The 15962-nt window shown below is 63.9% G+C and carries 18 protein-coding genes and 1 tRNA gene; 11 read left to right on the plus strand and 8 right to left on the minus strand.

Annotation, left to right across the window (positions count from 1 at the left end; genetic code table 11):
* Positions 1-3: 3 nt before the first annotated feature.
* From thrC to argS, 4 genes are read right to left on the minus strand one after another with little or no spacing between them, the layout of a single operon-like run.
* Entirely contained in the window at positions 4-1086 is a 1083-nt protein-coding gene (gene thrC / locus CEX88_RS24430; RefSeq protein WP_094295455.1) for a threonine synthase, read from the minus strand.
* Positions 1083-2408 carry a homoserine dehydrogenase gene (locus CEX88_RS24435; RefSeq protein ID WP_066842471.1) on the minus strand — a complete coding sequence of 442 codons (1326 nt, stop codon included), beginning with the start codon at positions 2406-2408 and terminating at the stop codon, positions 1083-1085. Before CEX88_RS24435 ends, thrC begins: the two co-directional genes overlap by 4 nt.
* 2 nt (positions 2409-2410) lie before the next feature.
* A complete protein-coding gene (lysA, locus tag CEX88_RS24440; RefSeq protein ID WP_202931637.1) occupies positions 2411-3790 on the minus strand; it encodes a diaminopimelate decarboxylase in 1380 nt (459 codons plus the stop codon).
* Positions 3791-3825: 35 nt separating this feature from the next.
* A complete protein-coding gene (argS, locus tag CEX88_RS24445; protein ID WP_094295457.1) occupies positions 3826-5478 on the minus strand; it encodes an arginine--tRNA ligase in 1653 nt (550 codons plus the stop codon).
* 100 nt (positions 5479-5578) lie between these two features.
* On the opposite strand from argS, the gene CEX88_RS24450 reads away from it, so the two are divergent.
* The 8 genes from CEX88_RS24450 to CEX88_RS24490 all read left to right on the plus strand — a co-directional run bounded on the left by CEX88_RS24450 (position 5579) and on the right by CEX88_RS24490 (position 11006).
* Positions 5579-5654 (plus strand) — tRNA-Arg (locus CEX88_RS24450).
* 113 nt (positions 5655-5767) lie between these two features.
* Positions 5768-6100 (plus strand): helix-turn-helix domain-containing protein, encoded by a 333-nt coding sequence (locus CEX88_RS26640; protein ID WP_094295458.1) that lies wholly within the window; start codon positions 5768-5770, stop codon positions 6098-6100.
* A 352-nt stretch (positions 6101-6452) separates the two neighbouring features.
* Entirely contained in the window at positions 6453-7868 is a 1416-nt protein-coding gene (locus tag CEX88_RS24465) for a DUF3987 domain-containing protein (RefSeq protein WP_094295460.1), read from the plus strand.
* A gap of 171 nt (positions 7869-8039) precedes the next feature.
* On the plus strand, positions 8040-8318 hold the full coding sequence (locus CEX88_RS24470; protein ID WP_126315834.1) for a hypothetical protein: 279 nt from the start codon (positions 8040-8042) through the stop codon (positions 8316-8318).
* Positions 8315-8629, plus strand: coding sequence for a hypothetical protein (locus CEX88_RS24475; RefSeq protein WP_094295462.1), 315 nt, complete (start codon positions 8315-8317; stop codon positions 8627-8629). Before CEX88_RS24470 ends, CEX88_RS24475 begins: the two co-directional genes overlap by 4 nt.
* Entirely contained in the window at positions 8626-9192 is a 567-nt protein-coding gene (locus tag CEX88_RS24480; RefSeq protein WP_094295463.1) for a hypothetical protein, read from the plus strand. The genes CEX88_RS24475 and CEX88_RS24480 overlap by 4 nt, the downstream gene beginning before the upstream one ends.
* A gap of 112 nt (positions 9193-9304) precedes the next feature.
* Positions 9305-10210, plus strand: a complete 906-nt coding sequence (locus CEX88_RS24485) for a phage major capsid protein (RefSeq protein WP_094295464.1) — start codon at positions 9305-9307, stop codon at positions 10208-10210.
* 223 nt (positions 10211-10433) lie between these two features.
* Positions 10434-11006 (plus strand): DUF1942 domain-containing protein, encoded by a 573-nt coding sequence (locus CEX88_RS24490; protein ID WP_094295465.1) that lies wholly within the window; start codon positions 10434-10436, stop codon positions 11004-11006.
* A 78-nt stretch (positions 11007-11084) separates the two neighbouring features.
* Here the strand turns inward: CEX88_RS24490 and CEX88_RS24495 are convergent, their stop codons facing one another.
* Positions 11085-11804: an RDD family protein gene (locus tag CEX88_RS24495; protein ID WP_202931635.1), complete on the minus strand. Its 720-nt coding sequence runs from the start codon at positions 11802-11804 to the stop codon at positions 11085-11087.
* 433 nt (positions 11805-12237) lie between these two features.
* Between CEX88_RS24495 and CEX88_RS24500 the strand changes: the two genes are divergently transcribed.
* The 3 genes from CEX88_RS24500 to CEX88_RS26185 are packed head-to-tail and all read left to right on the plus strand — an operon-like array spanning position 12238 to position 13148.
* Positions 12238-12600: a hypothetical protein gene (locus CEX88_RS24500; RefSeq protein ID WP_126315833.1), complete on the plus strand. Its 363-nt coding sequence runs from the start codon at positions 12238-12240 to the stop codon at positions 12598-12600.
* The gene (locus tag CEX88_RS24505) at positions 12587-12922 is read left to right on the plus strand and encodes a hypothetical protein (RefSeq protein WP_126315832.1); all 336 of its coding nucleotides are present in this window, start codon (positions 12587-12589) and stop codon (positions 12920-12922) included. The genes CEX88_RS24500 and CEX88_RS24505 overlap by 14 nt, the downstream gene beginning before the upstream one ends.
* A gap of 25 nt (positions 12923-12947) precedes the next feature.
* Complete coding sequence (locus CEX88_RS26185) at positions 12948-13148, plus strand: hypothetical protein (protein WP_126315831.1); 201 nt, start codon at positions 12948-12950, stop codon at positions 13146-13148.
* A 4-nt stretch (positions 13149-13152) separates the two neighbouring features.
* On the opposite strand, the gene CEX88_RS26190 is transcribed toward CEX88_RS26185, so the two are convergent.
* From CEX88_RS26190 to CEX88_RS24515, 3 genes are all read right to left on the minus strand, one after another.
* Complete coding sequence (locus tag CEX88_RS26190) at positions 13153-13296, minus strand: hypothetical protein (RefSeq protein ID WP_202931636.1); 144 nt, start codon at positions 13294-13296, stop codon at positions 13153-13155.
* On the minus strand, positions 13293-14450 hold the full coding sequence (locus CEX88_RS24510) for a tyrosine-type recombinase/integrase (protein WP_094295469.1): 1158 nt from the start codon (positions 14448-14450) through the stop codon (positions 13293-13295). The genes CEX88_RS26190 and CEX88_RS24510 overlap by 4 nt, the downstream gene beginning before the upstream one ends.
* Positions 14451-14656: 206 nt before the next feature.
* Complete coding sequence (locus tag CEX88_RS24515) at positions 14657-15865, minus strand: cytochrome P450 (RefSeq protein ID WP_094295470.1); 1209 nt, start codon at positions 15863-15865, stop codon at positions 14657-14659.
* Positions 15866-15962: the final 97 nt, after the last annotated feature.

Raw genomic sequence — 15962 nt, forward strand, 5'->3', positions numbered from 1 at the left:
CGGCTATCCCAGCCCCAACTGCTCGACGACGGCCACCGGATCGACAGGCACCGCGACTACCGACGGCATGCCCTTCAACGCGGTGTCCGGATCCTTGAGCCCGTTGCCCGTCACCGTGCACACGACCGTCGAACCCTTGGCCACCCAACCGTCTTCGACCGATTTGAGCAGACCGGCGATGCTGGCCGCCGATGCGGGCTCGACGAACACACCCTCGCTGCTGGCCACCAGGTGGTAGGCCTCGAGGATCTCCTCATCGGTGGCGGCCAGGAATCGACCGTCGGACTGCTGCGCTGCGGCCACGGCGGTGGTCCACGACGCGGGCGAGCCGATTCGGATAGCCGTTGCGATGGTCTCCGGATTCTTGACCGGTTGCCCGTGCACCAGCGGCGCCGCGCCGGCCGCCTGCGTCCCGAGCATGCGGGGAAGACGATCCGAGACCCCGTCGCGGTGGTATTCGGTGTAGCCCTTCCAGTAGGCGGTGATGTTGCCTGCGTTGCCCACCGGCAGCGAGTGCACATCGGGCGCGACACCCAACGCGTCGACGATCTCGAAGGCCGCGGTCTTTTGTCCTTCGATCCGGTAGGGGTTGACGGAGTTGACCAGCGAGATGGTCGGGAAGTCGGCGGTCAGCTTGCGCGCGAGTTCCAGGCAATCGTCGAAGTTGCCGTCGACCTGGATGATCTTCGCACCGTGCATGACGGCCTGGGCCAGCTTGCCCATCGCGATCTTGCCCTGCGGCACCAACACTGCGCAGGTGATCCCCGCCCTGGCCGCATAGGCCGCTGCCGATGCCGATGTGTTGCCCGTCGACGCGCACAGCACCGCCTGCTGGCCGCGCGCCACTGCCTCGGTCACTGCCATGGTCATACCGCGGTCCTTGAACGAACCGGTCGGGTTGAGCCCCTCGACCTTGAGATGCACTGTGCACCCGGTGAGTTCGGACAACCGCTGCGCAGGCAGCAGCGGAGTCCCACCCTCACGCAGGGTGATCGGCGTCCAGCTGTCCTCGACCGGCAGCCGGTCGCGGTACGCGGCGATCAGGCCGGGCCAGGGTTGGTGAACGGTCTGCGCGGAGGCGCTCATTCGGTGGTTCCTTCCATGCGCAGCACGCTGTTGATGCTCTGCACAACATCGAGGTCGGCCAGTGCCGCCACGGTCTCCGACAGTGCCGCGTCCGTGGCCTCATGGGTCACCACCACGATGCGCGCACCGCAGCGCTGGCCGTCCTCGTCGAGCATGCCCTCCTGGCGCACCTCGGCGATGCTGACGTCACGTTCACCGAATTCGGCTGCCACAGCGGACAACACGCCGGCTCGATCAGCGACGTTCATGTTCACGTAGTAACGAGTGGGGATGAAGCCGATGGGCGCGATCGGCAACTTGGCGTATTTCGATTCGCGCGGCCCGCGACCACCCTGTACACGGTTGCGAGCCGCCATCACGAGGTCACCCATCACTGCAGAGGCCGTGGGCGTACCGCCGGCCCCCTGCCCGTAGAACATCAGGCGGCCTGCGGCTTCGGCTTCGACAACCACCGCGTTGAACGCCCCGTTTACGGCGGCCAGTGGATGGTCCAACGGCACTAGCGCGGGGTACACCCGCGCCGAAACCCGCTGCTGACCCTCATCGCCGGTGAGCCGCTCGCAGATGGCCAGAAGTTTGATGGTGCAGCCGAGCGCCTTGGCAGACTCGAAGTCGGCGCTGCTGACCTTGGTGATGCCCTCGCGGTACACGTCGTTGGAGCTGACGCGGGTGTGAAAGGCGATCGAGGCCAAAATCGCCACCTTCGCCGCGGCGTCGTACCCCTCGACATCGGCCGTCGGGTCTGCCTCCGCGTATCCGAGGGCGCTCGCGTCGGCCAGCGCGCTCGTGTAGTCGGCGCCCGTACTGTCCATCTCCGAGAGGATGTAGTTGGTGGTGCCGTTGACGATACCCGCCACCCGGACGACCGAGTCCCCCGCCAACGACTGGGTCAGGGGACGGATGACAGGGATCGCACCGGCGACCGAGGCCTCGAAATACAGGTCAACACGCGCGTTTTCGGCCGCCTGCGCCAACTCCCCGGTCGAGACCGCCATCAGCGCCTTGTTTGCGGTGACCACGGACTTGCCCTGCTCTAGCGCGGTCAGGATCGCTTTGCGCGCGGGTTCTACGGGCCCCATCAACTCGACGACGATGTCGACGTCGTCGCGGGAGACGAGTTCCTCGATGTTGTCGGTGAGCTTGTCGATCGAGATTCCGCGGTCGTCGGCCACTCGACGGACGCCGACGCCGCGCAGCACCAACGGCGCGCCGATGCGTGCGGCCAGGTCGTCGGCGCTCTGCTCGATGATGCGCACAACCTGGCTACCGACGTTCCCAAAGCCGAGAACCGCCACGCCGATGGGCTTTTCGGAATCAGTCATCGTTACCTCACTTCCAGACTCAGCAGATCGTCGGCCGTCTCCCGGCGCAGGATCAGGCGGGCTTGTCCGTCGCGCGCGGCGACCACGGCGGGACGGCCGATCAGGTTGTAACGGCTCGACATGGAATAGCAGTAGGCGCCGGTCGCCGCGACTCCCAGCAGGTCGCCGGGCCGGATATCGTCGGGAACCCAGGTGTCGCGGACGACGATATCGCCGCTCTCACAGTGCTTTCCGACGATACGACCGATTGTGGGCGCGGCATCGGTGGTGCGTGATATCAGCCGTGCGTCGTATTCCGCGCCGTAGAGCGACGTGCGGATGTTGTCGCTCATACCGCCGTCCACGCTGACGTAGCGGCGATGCGCAGTCGGACTCACGGCGACATCCTTGACGGTGCCGACCTCGTAGAGCGTGATGGTCCCGGGACCCGCGATGGCCCGACCCGGCTCGACAACCAACCGTGGAGTGGGTAGCCCGACGGCAGCCGACTCGTCGCGCACGATCGCGGTCAGCTTGGCCGCCAGGTCAGCGATCGGCGGTGGATCGTCCTGGGGCAGATACGAGATGCCGAGGCCGCCGCCCAGGTCGACGATCGACATCTGCGAGGTCTTGTCGACGCCGAACTCGGCAATAACGTCGCGAAGGAACCCGATTACCCGATGGGCGGCGATCTCGAACCCGGCGACGTCGAAGATCTGAGATCCGATATGGCTGTGCAGACCCTTGAGGCGCAGGTGATCGGCCTCGAACACCCGCCGGACGGCATCCATGGCGGCACCCGAAGCCAGGGAGAGCCCGAATTTCTGGTCCTCGTGCGCGGTCGAGATGAACTCGTGCGTGTGCGCCTCGACGCCGACCGTGACGCGGACCAGCACGTCCTGGACCACACCTGCGGCGCCGGCGATCTGGTCGAGTCGGTCGATCTCGATCATCGAGTCGACCACCACATGCTCGATACCGGCCTTGACGGCCGCGGTCAGCTCGGCAACCGATTTGTTGTTGCCGTGCAACGCGATCCGTTCGGCGGGGAAGCCACCGGCCAGCGCGACGGCCATCTCACCTCCGCTGGCCACGTCGAGCGAGAGGCCTTCTTCGGCGATCCAGCGGGAGACCTCGGTGCACATGAACGCCTTGGCGGCGTAGCGGACGTTTTCGCCCCCACCGAATGCCGCGGCGATCTCACGGCAGCGCGACCGGAAGTCGTCCTCGTCCACCACGAATGTCGGCGTGCCGAACTCTGCGGCGATGTCGGTGACCGGCACACCGCCGATCGACACCAGACCGTCGTCATCACGAACGGTGCTGCGGGGCCACACATTCGGCGCCAACAGCAGAAGCTCGGACGGCGACTGTGGGCGCGGCGGTGCACCTCCGTGGTGGATTTCTTCGGCGTGCCGGGGGCCGGCGGGATGGGCGATCACATGCGCTCCGGAGCTGAGACGCCGAGGATTCCAAGGCCGTTCGCGATCACCTGACGGGTGGCTGCGCAGAGCGCCAGGCGCGCACTGTGCAGCTCGTTGGGTGTCTCGTCGCCCTGCGGCAGCACACGGCAGGAGTCATAGAACCGGTGGTAGTCGCCGGCCAGATCCTCGAGGTATCGCGAGATGCGGTGCGGTTCTCGCAGTGCGGCAGCCGTTTTGAGCACGCGCGGGAATTCGCCGATGTTGCGGATCAGCGTGCCTTCCTTGTCGTGGTTGAGCAGTTGCAGGTTCTCGGTGCTGGGTACGACACCCAGTTCGGCGGCGTTGCGGGCCAGCGCCGACAACCGCGCGTGCGCGTATTGCACGTAGTAGACCGGGTTTTCGTTGGACGCCGACGACCACAGCTCGAGGTCGATGTCGATCGGGCTGTCGACCGAGGACCGGATCAGCGAGTAGCGGGCCGCGTCGACGCCGATCGCCTCGACCAGGTCGTCGAGCGTGATCACCGTGCCGGCCCGCTTGCTCATCCGGACCGGCTGGCCCTCGCGCACCAGGTTGACCATCTGACCGATGAGCACCTCGACCGTGGCCGGGTCCTCGCCGAGCGCGGCCGCCACCGCCTTGAGCCGGGCGATGTAACCGTGGTGATCGGCGCCGAGCATGTAGATGCACAGGTCGAATCCGCGCTCGCGCTTGTCCAGGTAGTAGGCGATGTCGGCGGCGATGTAGGCAGCCGCACCGTCGCTCTTGATGACGACGCGGTCCTTGTCGTCGCCGTAGTCGGTGGTGCGCAACCAGGTTGCGCCGTCCTTCTCGTAGATGCTGCCCGCCTCGCGCAGGCGCGCGATGGCCTGCTCGACCCGTCCGGACGTGTGCATCGAATCTTCGTGGGTGTAGACGTCGAAGTCGGTGCCGAAGTCGTGCAACGACTGCTTGATGTGGGCGAACATCAAATCCACGCCGATGGCGCGGAAGGTCTCGCGCATCTCGTCTTCGGGCAGGCCCAGCGCGTCGGGCTCCTTGGCGAGCACCTGCGCGGCGATGTCCTTGATGTAGGCGCCCGCATAGCCGCCCTCGGGTGTCGGTTCGCCCTTCGCCGCGGCGATCAAGGAGCTGGTGAACCGGTTGATCTGGGCACCGTGGTCATTGAAGTAGTACTCGCGGGTGACCGCGGCGCCCTGGGTCGACAGCAGCCGGCCGAGAGCGTCGCCGACGGCCGCCCAGCGGGTGCCGCCGATGTGGATCGGCCCGGTGGGGTTGGCGGAAACGAACTCGAGGTTGATGTTGCGTCCTGCGAGTGTCTCGGAGTGACCGTAGGCGGCGCCGGCCGTCAGGACGTCGGTGACGATGACGTTCTGCGCCGACGCCTCCAGGCGCAGGTTCAAGAAGCCGGGGCCGGCGACGTCCGCAGCGGAAATCCCGGCGTTGTCGGCCAGGGCCTCGGCCAGCCAGCCGGCCAGTTCCCGCGGGTTGGCGCCGACTTTTTTGCCCAGTTGAAGGGCGAGGTTGGTGGCATAGTCGCCGTGCTCGGGATTGCGCGGGCGTTCGACGGTGACGGTCTCCGGCAGCGCTGACGCGTCGAGCCCATGCTGGGCCAGCACCGCGGCAGCGGTGGACTTGAGCAGGTCGGCCAGGTCGGCGGGGGTCACGGGGGTCCATCCTATGGTCTCGGGTGGTCAGGCCCCGAATCCGTTTCCGATGAGCTGAATGCGTTAGGCTGTGCAGGCCCATCGGCGCTGTTTCTCACGCGCCCCCGTAGCTCAGGGGATAGAGCGTCTGCCTCCGGAGCAGAAGGCCGCAGGTTCGAATCCTGTCGGGGGCACCACTAAAATACCTGGTGAGAGGGCATTTTCACCTCTTTCATCGACGAAGTTTGCAACATGTTTGCGCTACCGGTCGGCAACCGCGACCGTTTCGGCGCAACTCCTTGCATCGGGTATGACACGGGTGGCATTATCGGCCTCGCCTCATCGTTTCCCGGATGAGAGTCACCGAGGCCCAGAACAGGGTGCGACTGTCGGCCCCTCCCCAGCAGGGAGGGCACCGCGACCGACAGGAACCGCACCCGTGTCCAGGCCATCGACGGCATCCAGCCCGTCCACACCTCGCCGCAAGAATCTGACCAGCGCTGAAGCCGCCGACTACTTGAATGTGTCGATGCGGACGCTTCGCAATTGGCTAGAGCAGGGAATCATCACCGGCCACCGACTCGGGCCGCACCTTCTGAGATTCGACGCTGACGAACTCGACGCCGCCCGTAACCACCTCTGAATAACGACGATGCCCCGGCCCGCTGGCCGAGGCACGTCAACTGACCCTGTGGAAGATCACCGATGAATATACCCGCCGACCCGCACCCGCACCCGCCAGCATCGTGGGCCGAACGACGCTTCGAAGCAGCGCGCCGGATGGAGCCGTTGCCGCACTCCATGCTCGCCGACCCCGACAACGTTAAGCCCCCGATGTACATGTTCCTGCGGGCTGGCACCACCGAACAGCTCTTCCGATCCGCTTTCACCCGTGGCGCACTCGACGGTCTACGGGAGGCATACCGGGAGTGCTGTCCTGAGTGCCGCTCGATCATCACCGGTATCGCTAGCTGTTACCAAGCCCAGGCGGCAGCATGACCGACCGGATAGGCCGCGCATTAGCGATTGCCGAACGACTCAACGCCGAGTTTCGGGACGAGCGAAACGGCCACGAGCAGGCGATCCCGCCTCCTGGCGCTGGCCCTAACGATTCGCGGCACGCGAGCAATGACGACGCCCGCGATGTGTGGCCGGTGCTCGATGACACCGCCCTATACGGAAACGCAGGTGCGATAGTCGATCTCCTTGCCCCGCACACCGAAGCGGACAAGCCCGCGTTGCCGGTACATCTTCTCGCCAGCTTCGGTGCGGCAGCTGGTCACAGCCCGCACATTCTGGTCGGCGGCAAGTGGCATCCTCCGCTGTTGCACGGGCTGGTCGTGGGCCGCACGTCGGACGGCGCGAAGGGCACGGCCTGGGACATCGTCCGCGCAGTTCTCCTGAGGGCGTTACCGGACTTCGCCGACAACATCATGTCCGGACTGACCTCCGGTGAAGGTGTCATCGAACTTGTCCGCGACGCCAGCGGTGACGACCCCGAGGCCAAGGACTTCGACCCCGGCGTAAGCGACAAGCGGCTGCTGATCATCGAAGAGGAATACCGCTCGGTGCTCAGCCGATCCCACGTCGAAGGCTCCCGCCTCGCAACGGTGTTGCGTGATGCGTGGGACGGGAACACGCTCGCCAGCCTTGCCCGCAAGCGGAACAAGATGGTTGCGACCGACCCGCACATCACCTTGATCGGCCACATCACCCCCGGCGAATTACGGGATTCACTTCGAGACTCGGACCTCTCCGGTGGCAGCATCAACCGGCTGGTGGTGGTGCTGTCTCGCCGGTCCCAACTTCATCCACGGCTAGGCAACGTACCCGACGACGAGATGGCGACAGCCGCAGCGATCCTCGCTGCCGCTCACACCTTCGCCGACAAGGTGGGCACCCTCAGTTTCACCGAACGCTTCTGGCGGCGTTGGGATCACGTCTACCCCGAACTTCGGGCCAGCCGACCCGACACCTGGGCATCGAAGTCCGTCGCCCGAGGCCCAGCGCAAGTCCTCCGCATCTCCATGCTGCACGCACTCTTCAACGAGACGGATGTCATCGACGCCGACCACCTCGATGCCGCGATGGCACTGTGGCGGTACGCCGAGGCGCGTGTGCTGTGGATATTCGACCAACCAGCCAGCGAGGACACCGGGCCTGCCGCGCTGGAACAGTTCATCCTCGAAGCTGGCAAACGCGGATGCTCACGGACGGACATCAGCGTCAAGCACTTTCACCGGAACAAGACCTCCGCTCAGATCGACGCTGAACTACAACCCTTGCTCGATGCTGGCCGGGTAGCCGAACGCCGGATCGACACGTCGGGAAGGGCACGTACCACCTACGTCCACGCTTCCCTCAACGAAAGAAACGAAAATACGAAAAATGCTGGTAACAGCCATGTTTAGCGTTCGTTCGTCGTACGAACTCAACGAATTAAGGGTGCCCTTTTTTCGTCTTAGTTCGTACCACGTTCGTACCCGAAAATGGGCGCTGACCAGGATCTTTCGTTTAGTTCGTTTAATTCCCGAAGTGACAACAAAATTCCGGTGCACTACACCAAAAGGAGGAACACCTGCATGACCACCCCTGAGCTTGATCCAAACCCGACTCCCGGTGACCGAATGCGCGCAGGTATGGCCGTCCGGGCATGGGTGCAAGACGACCACCGAATGATCGGCTACCTCAGTGCGCAAGCCACCGAAGAACATCGGGGCTATCACTTGCTCGCGGCACTGTGCGCCCAGATAGCCGACATGCTCAAGTTGCGCGGCAATGATGAGGCGATGGAACGGCTGGACCGGGCTATCGCCCGCTATGCCGAAGATGAGCGGAGACGATTGGAGGGCAACGCTTGACCAACAATGGCGTAACCATCTCTTCACCAGCCGAACTCACGGACTTGCACACCATCCTGTTCGGAGACATGTTCACCGCCCTGGTCGTGCTGCTGGCGACCGTGGACAAGCGGGTGCGGTGGCTGGCCGACCACCTTGTCGCCGACCCCGACACCGACCCGACCCGCGTGCTGTGGTTCACGGCCAACTACGGCGCACGCACCTTCCCCGCTCGCATCATCAGCACCGAAGCCGCCAGGTTGACGATCCTCGGCCAGCTTGACGAACTGCACCTATCCGCAACTCAGTTCACCCATTGGAGGACACCATGACCCGCCGCAGGACCGACCCCACGACCGACGCTCAGACACCCGAAACCACCGCCCCAGAGCCACGCACAGCCACCGAATCGGTTGGCGCGGAAGAGGACACCCGACAAGACGTTTCCGAGGCTGAGGACGCCGCCACCGAACAGCCGGCTGCTGATGAGTTGGAGCCGCGTTCGCTTCCCTGGTGGAAGAACCGTGCTCGCACCGCTGAATGGTTGCTGGCCGAAGCCAACGCGCAACGCGACCAACTACAGGCACGTTTGGACACGGTGCAGCAACGCGAAGTTGAGTCGCTGGTGACCGGCACGCTCCACGATCCGAGCGACTTGTTCCGGTTCGGTCCTCCGCTGGCCGAGCTGCTCGATTCGGAGGGGAACGTGGACCCCGAGAAGGTGAACACCGCACTCGCCGCCGTCGTGGCCGAACACCCACACCTCAGCACCCGGCACGGCATCAGCCCCGCCGCACCCGCCAGCATGGTGACGAGTCGCGGCGTGCCCGACCCCACCCAAACGAACACACCAACCTTCAAAGACCTGCTTTCGGGGGCCGTGCGAAACCGGTAAGCTCACCGACAACGGTTGCCTGGCAAGGTAACTCGGCACTTAGCCCGGTTGGGCTGACGTGGGTAGCCGGTCGGCACTCGCGGTAATTGCACAACGACGCTGACTGTCCCCCATGCGGGACGGTCACGCCGTTGTCTTACCGAAGAGGCACGACATGGCATTCCTTAGTGACGCTGCATCAGGCATTCTCACCCCCGAGGAGGTCGGCGAACTCATCGTCCGCCCAATCCAAGACGAATCCGTGGCTATGCGGCCCGAAGTCGCCACCGTCGTCAACACGGCCAGCCCGACATTTCGAATCCCGGTCGTGGACGAGGACGCTGCCGCCGCCTGGGTGCCCGAAGGCAACGACATCGACCTCACCGACCCCACCGTCACCGAAGAGGTCGTCACTCCGCTGAAAGTAGCTGCGCTGGTGAAGGTGTCGAGTGAACTCGCTGAGGACAGCTCACCGGAGGCAACCGAGGTCGTCCGGGCGTCCCTCGCCCGAAGCGTGGCACGCAAGATCGACGCCGCATTCTTCGGCAACACCGTCACCAACGGCCCGTCTGGGTTGCTGTCCCTGAACGACACCCAAACCGTCAGCGCGGGTTCAACACTCACGAATCTGGACTGGGCTATCGCCGCGAAGACTGCTCTCCGCAAGGTAGGTTCCACCGCCACCTCGTTCGTCGCCAACGCGGACACCGTCGCCAGCATCGAATCCCTCAAGACCGAAGCCAACTCGAACCAACCGCTGTTGGCTTCGACCGTTGGCGACGCCACCCGCGCACCGGGCGAAACCGTGTTGGGTGTGCCGTTGGTCGCTGTCGCGGACGGCACGTCGGTCGCTGACGGGCTGATCTGGGCACTCGACAAGGCCAAGGTGTTCGTCGTGCTGCGCCGAGACGTGACCCTCGACGTGTCAAGCGACTACTTCTTTAATAGCGACTCCCTTGCCGTCAGGGTTACCTGCCGGGTGGGCTTCGGCTTCCCGCACCACCAAGCCATTGCGAGGATCGGGATCGGCGGGAGTTAGATTCGGTCGTGGGCCGGTGTTACTCCTTCAGCCATGAGGCACCGACCCACTCATCCCCTGCCCAAAGCCCGCCGCGCCTCCTTCATTCCTCCCACGGCGGTCCTGAAAGGGGATCAACAGCCGCCCCGGCGCGTCGGTTCAGAATTCAGCCGATTCGCCGGGGCGACTGATCCTTTGATGCAAAGTCGACAAGGTTGACAGTCATCCTCGTATCGTTAGCTGCATGAGGGGATGGATAGTCACGGGGGCCACACTGATCGGCGTCCTTTGCGGGTGTTACACGGACAACAGCGGATCGTCATCGTTCACCCCCGGTGAAGTGATCGCAACCAGCGGAGTCCCCTCGGTGTCCGCATCCCCACCGCCGCAACAGAATGCTGTCATCGGTGCAACAATCCGGGCCACAACGGAAGTAACGACGATAGACGCGAGTGGCAACCCCTCCTTCGCTCCCGGCACAGCCGCCTACACTGTCGCGAACTTGCAACCAATCGCCCAGACGAATAGCTACACCGAAGTCACCGGAACCCTCTACTCGGTTGATGTGACGGTCCAGACCATCTCCGGAGTGGTCACCGTGCATCCGTGGAGTTTCGCCTTGCGCACTAGCGACGGCACGAACTTGACGCCCGACCTGAACGCGGTCAGCAACGGGCTACCCGCCACCGACCTGCCGCAAGGCCAGAAAGTGTCCGGTCCTATCGCCGTTGACGTACCACCAGGAAAGTCGATTACGGAAATCGTCCTGACAGATGGATACGGCGGCAGGCAGCTCGGTCGATGGACTGTCGCGTGACCCTGGCCCTTGAGCGTCCGGGTGCCCCGCATAGACGACGACAGCCAAGAACAGAGGGCGACTCCATTCCGGAGTGGATTATCTCACGCCAATTACTAGGTCTCGTGCGGCCTTATCATGCCAACCCTGCATCCGACCAGAGCTATCAAACAGTGGCGATAAGTACACCAGCAAAGCTCCTACGAGGAGAATGAGAGCTCCTACGAACGGGATAACTTGCCGTACAAATGCCGGACCAATGCCGATCACTGCGCCCGTATACTGGTCGACCACTTTTATGCCCACCGCCATTTTCCCGACCGTCGCGCCTCGGAAGGCGATAAATAGCCATTCGTACAACAATATGAAGGCCAGCGCCAGGATGCCCGTTAAGACGAAAATGACGTTCCCAATACCTGAAGATATCTGATAAAAGGCGCCAGCGATCGCCCGAAGGACGACGAGAATCACAACTACAAAAACAAAGTCGATCGAACGAGCGGCCAGACGCCGCCCAATTGAGGCTAGCGGCACCTCCCCCAATCCCCCGATCCGAACAAGGCCGGAAGGGGCTTCGGGCGTGTAACCCCCCTGTGGAGCACGCGGTTGGACTTGCTTGGTGACGGTCGGATTCTTGGCGGCGATTGGAGTCTTGACGGCGGTTGAGGTCTCGACGTTGGAAGCTCGGATGACCTTAAGTTGGTCAGTAGTAAAGCGGTAGCTATGTAACCCCATCGGTCTGAATGCGACCCAGATGTCGACTCCACGAACTTGCTCGACCAAACCGGTTTTTCCGTGGCGCTTGTCGCCTGGCTTCACCACTTGAACTGTGTCACCTATCGTAGGACGACGTTGGGCCTTACCACTCGGGCGATTTTCTATGGTTGGCTGTGTTGGCTTGGTCAATGCGGCTCCGCATTGCCCGCAATAGAGCTGGTCGTCAGGATTCTGATGGCCTTTTGCGCATTTCACCATTGAATTCACCCCTGACATCTCTATAGGTTGTGTTAACCCGCTTCGGACACAGTCGCCCGTAACCACCCCATGCACCGGACGTTAGCAGCCCGGCGCGCCTGCGACCAGATAGAGCAATGCCATGCACGCGCTTCCACGCAAACCCCCAACTAGGCACCCGGGGTGTCCCACTCCCCCGCCGTCTTCCGAAACTCCCACGGCACGGACTGAAGATTCCGCTGGGCGCACGCATATGATGTTGAATTAGACTGTGCCGCAGCCGGTTACGATGGGTGTCATGGTGAAGCGAACACGCGAGGCACAACGTTTGCTTGATGCGTTGGATGCTGAGTTGGCTCGGTCGTCGGAGCGTGCGGGTACGTCGTTGTCGTGGTCGGCGGCTGAGCGTGAGCACCTGGCGATGATCGGGGAGTGCATCGACCGCAAGGTGCATCTTCGGGGCCGGTACGAGAATTGCGACCCGACCGACCACAAGAATCTGTGCCGCTTGTCCACGGAGATAAGGCTGCTCGACAGCACCGTCTCGCGGCTCCTCAAGAACGTCGCCACCGATCTACCGCAACCGATGAGTCCACGGTCGGCGAAAGCACAGAGGGCCGCACTCGCACGCTGGGCGAGGGACAAAGGTGCCGTTAGCTGAACACACCGGGCCGGTCGGGCTGCGCATCCCTGGTCTGTACCGGCGCATCAAGACCTACGAGCTGGCGGTGTCCCTTCGACCCGACCCGCGCCTGGTGATCGGTGACGTGTCCGCTGAGGAACGCGCCGCGCTGGCGTCCCAGGCGTACGCACCCACCGCGCTGAATCAAGTCGAGTCGCTGAGGCACAACCTGCCGGTGACGGTGCCGCGCTGGTACATCGGCGGGCGCTCCTACCCCGAAGTCAACGGCTGGCACCCGTACGACAACCGCCGCGTTGATTTGTTCATTGTGTTCCCGAACGATGACATCAGCCCGCGCTGACGTACGAGGTGAAACAATCACCTCCATGACTGACCCCTGCGCTGATGCCGAACGAGCAATGGAGCAAGCACTACGCCTTATCGCTCAACTCATGCCCAGCACGACCGAAGTCGACATGGGGACCGTCACCGACAACGGTCGCGGATTCGACATCACCGACTTCCGCGCCGACCTACCCGAAGGCTTCATCGTCAACGCCCCACACCTGACCATCCGCACGCGATGATTCGCTAGCGGCCTCGCCTGGGCCGCGCCACGTCCGCGAACGCCGCCCTAATCACGACCCTCTGGTGATCGCTGAGGGGTGGTGCGTCGGCGACCGCCCGCTTGATGTAGTCCCGTTCTTCATCGGTCAGCTCGTCGTATCGGCTCACGTCTCCTCCTGCGTGGCCGCGCCCTCCGCGAGCTTCGATAGTGCCTCGGCAATCTCGGTGTCGCGTTCATCGACCGCCGCCTGATACAGCATCGCCGCCTTGGCGGTCTTGTGCCCGAGACGCCGTTGCGTCTCGGCGGGTGTGGCACCGGCCCGCGCCGCCATCGTGCCGCCGAAGTGCCTCAGCATGTGCATCGTGACGCCCGTGCGCCCGATGGCGTCCAGCGCGGGCCGATAGTAGGAATCGGCGAAGACCTTGTCGTTGAGGTGGCATCCGCCGCGAATGGGTGTGAACAGCAACGCCTCTGGTCGGTCGTCGGTATGGATGTCGAGGTGGTGTTTGAGCGCCGCTCGGATGTGCGGGGGCACCGCGACGGTGCGCACGTTGCTTGCCTTGGTGGTGTCCACTCGGCACCCGCCTTTGTGGGTAACGGCCCGCTCGACGGTGATGGACAAACACCCTGCGCTCACGTCGCGGCGACGAAGCTCGGTGACCTCCCCCCACCGCAATCCGCACCACGCCGTCAGCAACAACAGCGCCTTGTACCGCTCGGGCATCTTGTCGCTGTCGGCCAGCGCCGCCACCTCCGCCACCGACAGAATGACCGGCTGACGCTTCCGCGTGGCGTTCGACGCACCCTTGATTTGGCACGGATTGGTGCTCAGCACGCCGTCGCTGACCGCCGTCTCAAGAATCGAGTGCAACAGCCCGTAGACGCGGGCGTTGCGGGTGGGCTTGTCGGCGTCGAGCGACGCATACCAGCCGCGCACCCGCTCGGCTGTCATGTGGCGAACCTGGACGCTGCCCAGCACCGGCTTGATGTGCAACGCGAACTGTGACTCATACAGGCCACGGGTGCCCGGTTTGACCTTGCGTTCCGCTATCCACCGCTTGCCGAACTCCGCGACGGTCTCCCCCTTCGTCCACCGCTCCACCTCCCGCTCAGCCGGTGGCCGCCAGTCGCCGCCGTCGAGTAACCGGCGTTCCTCGCTGAGCCACCGCTCAGCACTGAGCCGGTCGGCGAAGGTGTGCGGTGCCTTGTGCCTCCGGTTGTCGCGCCCGATGTAGGAGGCTTGCCAGCGCCCCCGTCCTGGTGCGCGCCGCGAGGGAAGACGCCGGAGCGCACCCCACCCTCGCCGCTGTCGTCTCGCCATCTGACCCTTCCCGACTTTGCAATATCTTTGCAATATAGGTTGCGATTCGATGCTACCGCGTGCACTCGGTTGCATGGCCGGAACGGTGGATATGCCCACGTCAGAGGGTGTTTCAGGTGGCCAACGGCCTAGTGGCCCAACCACTTCCGTCAGTTTCGAATCCTGCCGGGGGCACCACTGCCCGAACAACGATTGGTCCGCTACCCTTACTCGCAGGCCAATTCCAGTCCTTCGAGGCGGCGCACGAGGAGGCTCGGTAGCCACCGCCCAATCTCAGCTACTTCGATCTTCGACGTCCGGTCAAGGAGTTGACCAAGCACGATGCGGGCCTCCAATCGAGCGAGCGCCGCCCCGACGCAGAAGTGCGCACCCTTGCCGAATGTGATGTGGTTCTTGCCGGCCGGCCGGTCGAGTCGGAATTCGTCGGGATCATCGAAGTGCGAAGGATCGCGGTTGGCCGCTCCCCATAACAGTAGAAGGCGCGAATGCGCAGGAAGTTCGACACCACACAGTGTGGTGTCGGTGACGACGTGACGATAGTGGCCCCGAAACGGCGGCTCGTATCTCAATACTTCTTCTAGGAACGCGCCCAGCAACTCCGGGTGAGCACGAATTTGCTCTTGGATATCAGGACGAGTCGCCAAAACCCAAGCCGCGGAACCGATTAACGATGCCGTGGATTCGCCTCCCGCGCTGAACAAGATGATCATCATCGCCTGCGCGGTCAGCTCTTCCAGCTCACCCGATGTACACGCGATGGCCAGGTCGCCGAGCAAGTTGTCTTGCGGGTCGGCGGCAGCATGCCGAAACTGATCGGTGATGTAGGCCGCGAGTTCCATCACGGCGATGCCAGCAGCGGCGAGTTGATTTTGGCTGACAAGCCCTTCCACCACCTGCGTCGCTGAATAGCCCCATCGCACGAGGTTGTCGACGTCGGCGTCCGGGACACCGATGATGCGACCCACGACCATCATGGGCAGTCGATTCGCCATGGCGCTCATCCATTCGATGCGCCCATTTCGCACGTTGGCATTCCAGAGCTGCTCGGCTGTTTCAGCGATGAACGGCTCGAAGGCACGGATACGTTTGGCCGCCAACTGCGGCAGCAACGCTTTCCTGTGCACCGCATGCGCGGGCTCGTCGGCGGTGGCCAACACATGGCTCTTTCCGCCCAATCCCTCCATCTCGAAGGTGCCGACCTCGCCACCGGGCTGATACGTCATCGTCGCGGTCAAATTCGACGAGAAGTCTTCGGGTCGAGCGATCGCGTCGTTGACCGCATCCCAACTGCACACCGCGTAGAACCCAGAATCGCCGATCTGATGCACGGGCGCCGTGGACAACATCCGCCGGTAGAGAGGGTAGGGGTCCTGTACGCAATCATCGTCGAACAACTCGATGCCAAGCCGCGTCATGTCTTCACGTTGATCGCAGTCGTCTGCCCACGTCAATCGTCTGCGCACAAGATGAGACCCGTGCTCGGCCCCCCGCGAGGCATCCGTCGCAAGCTGC

Origin of the sequence: Mycobacterium neumannii (assembly GCF_002245615.1) — a bacterium.
Taxonomy (GTDB): Bacteria; Actinomycetota; Actinomycetes; order Mycobacteriales; family Mycobacteriaceae; genus Mycobacterium; species Mycobacterium neumannii_A.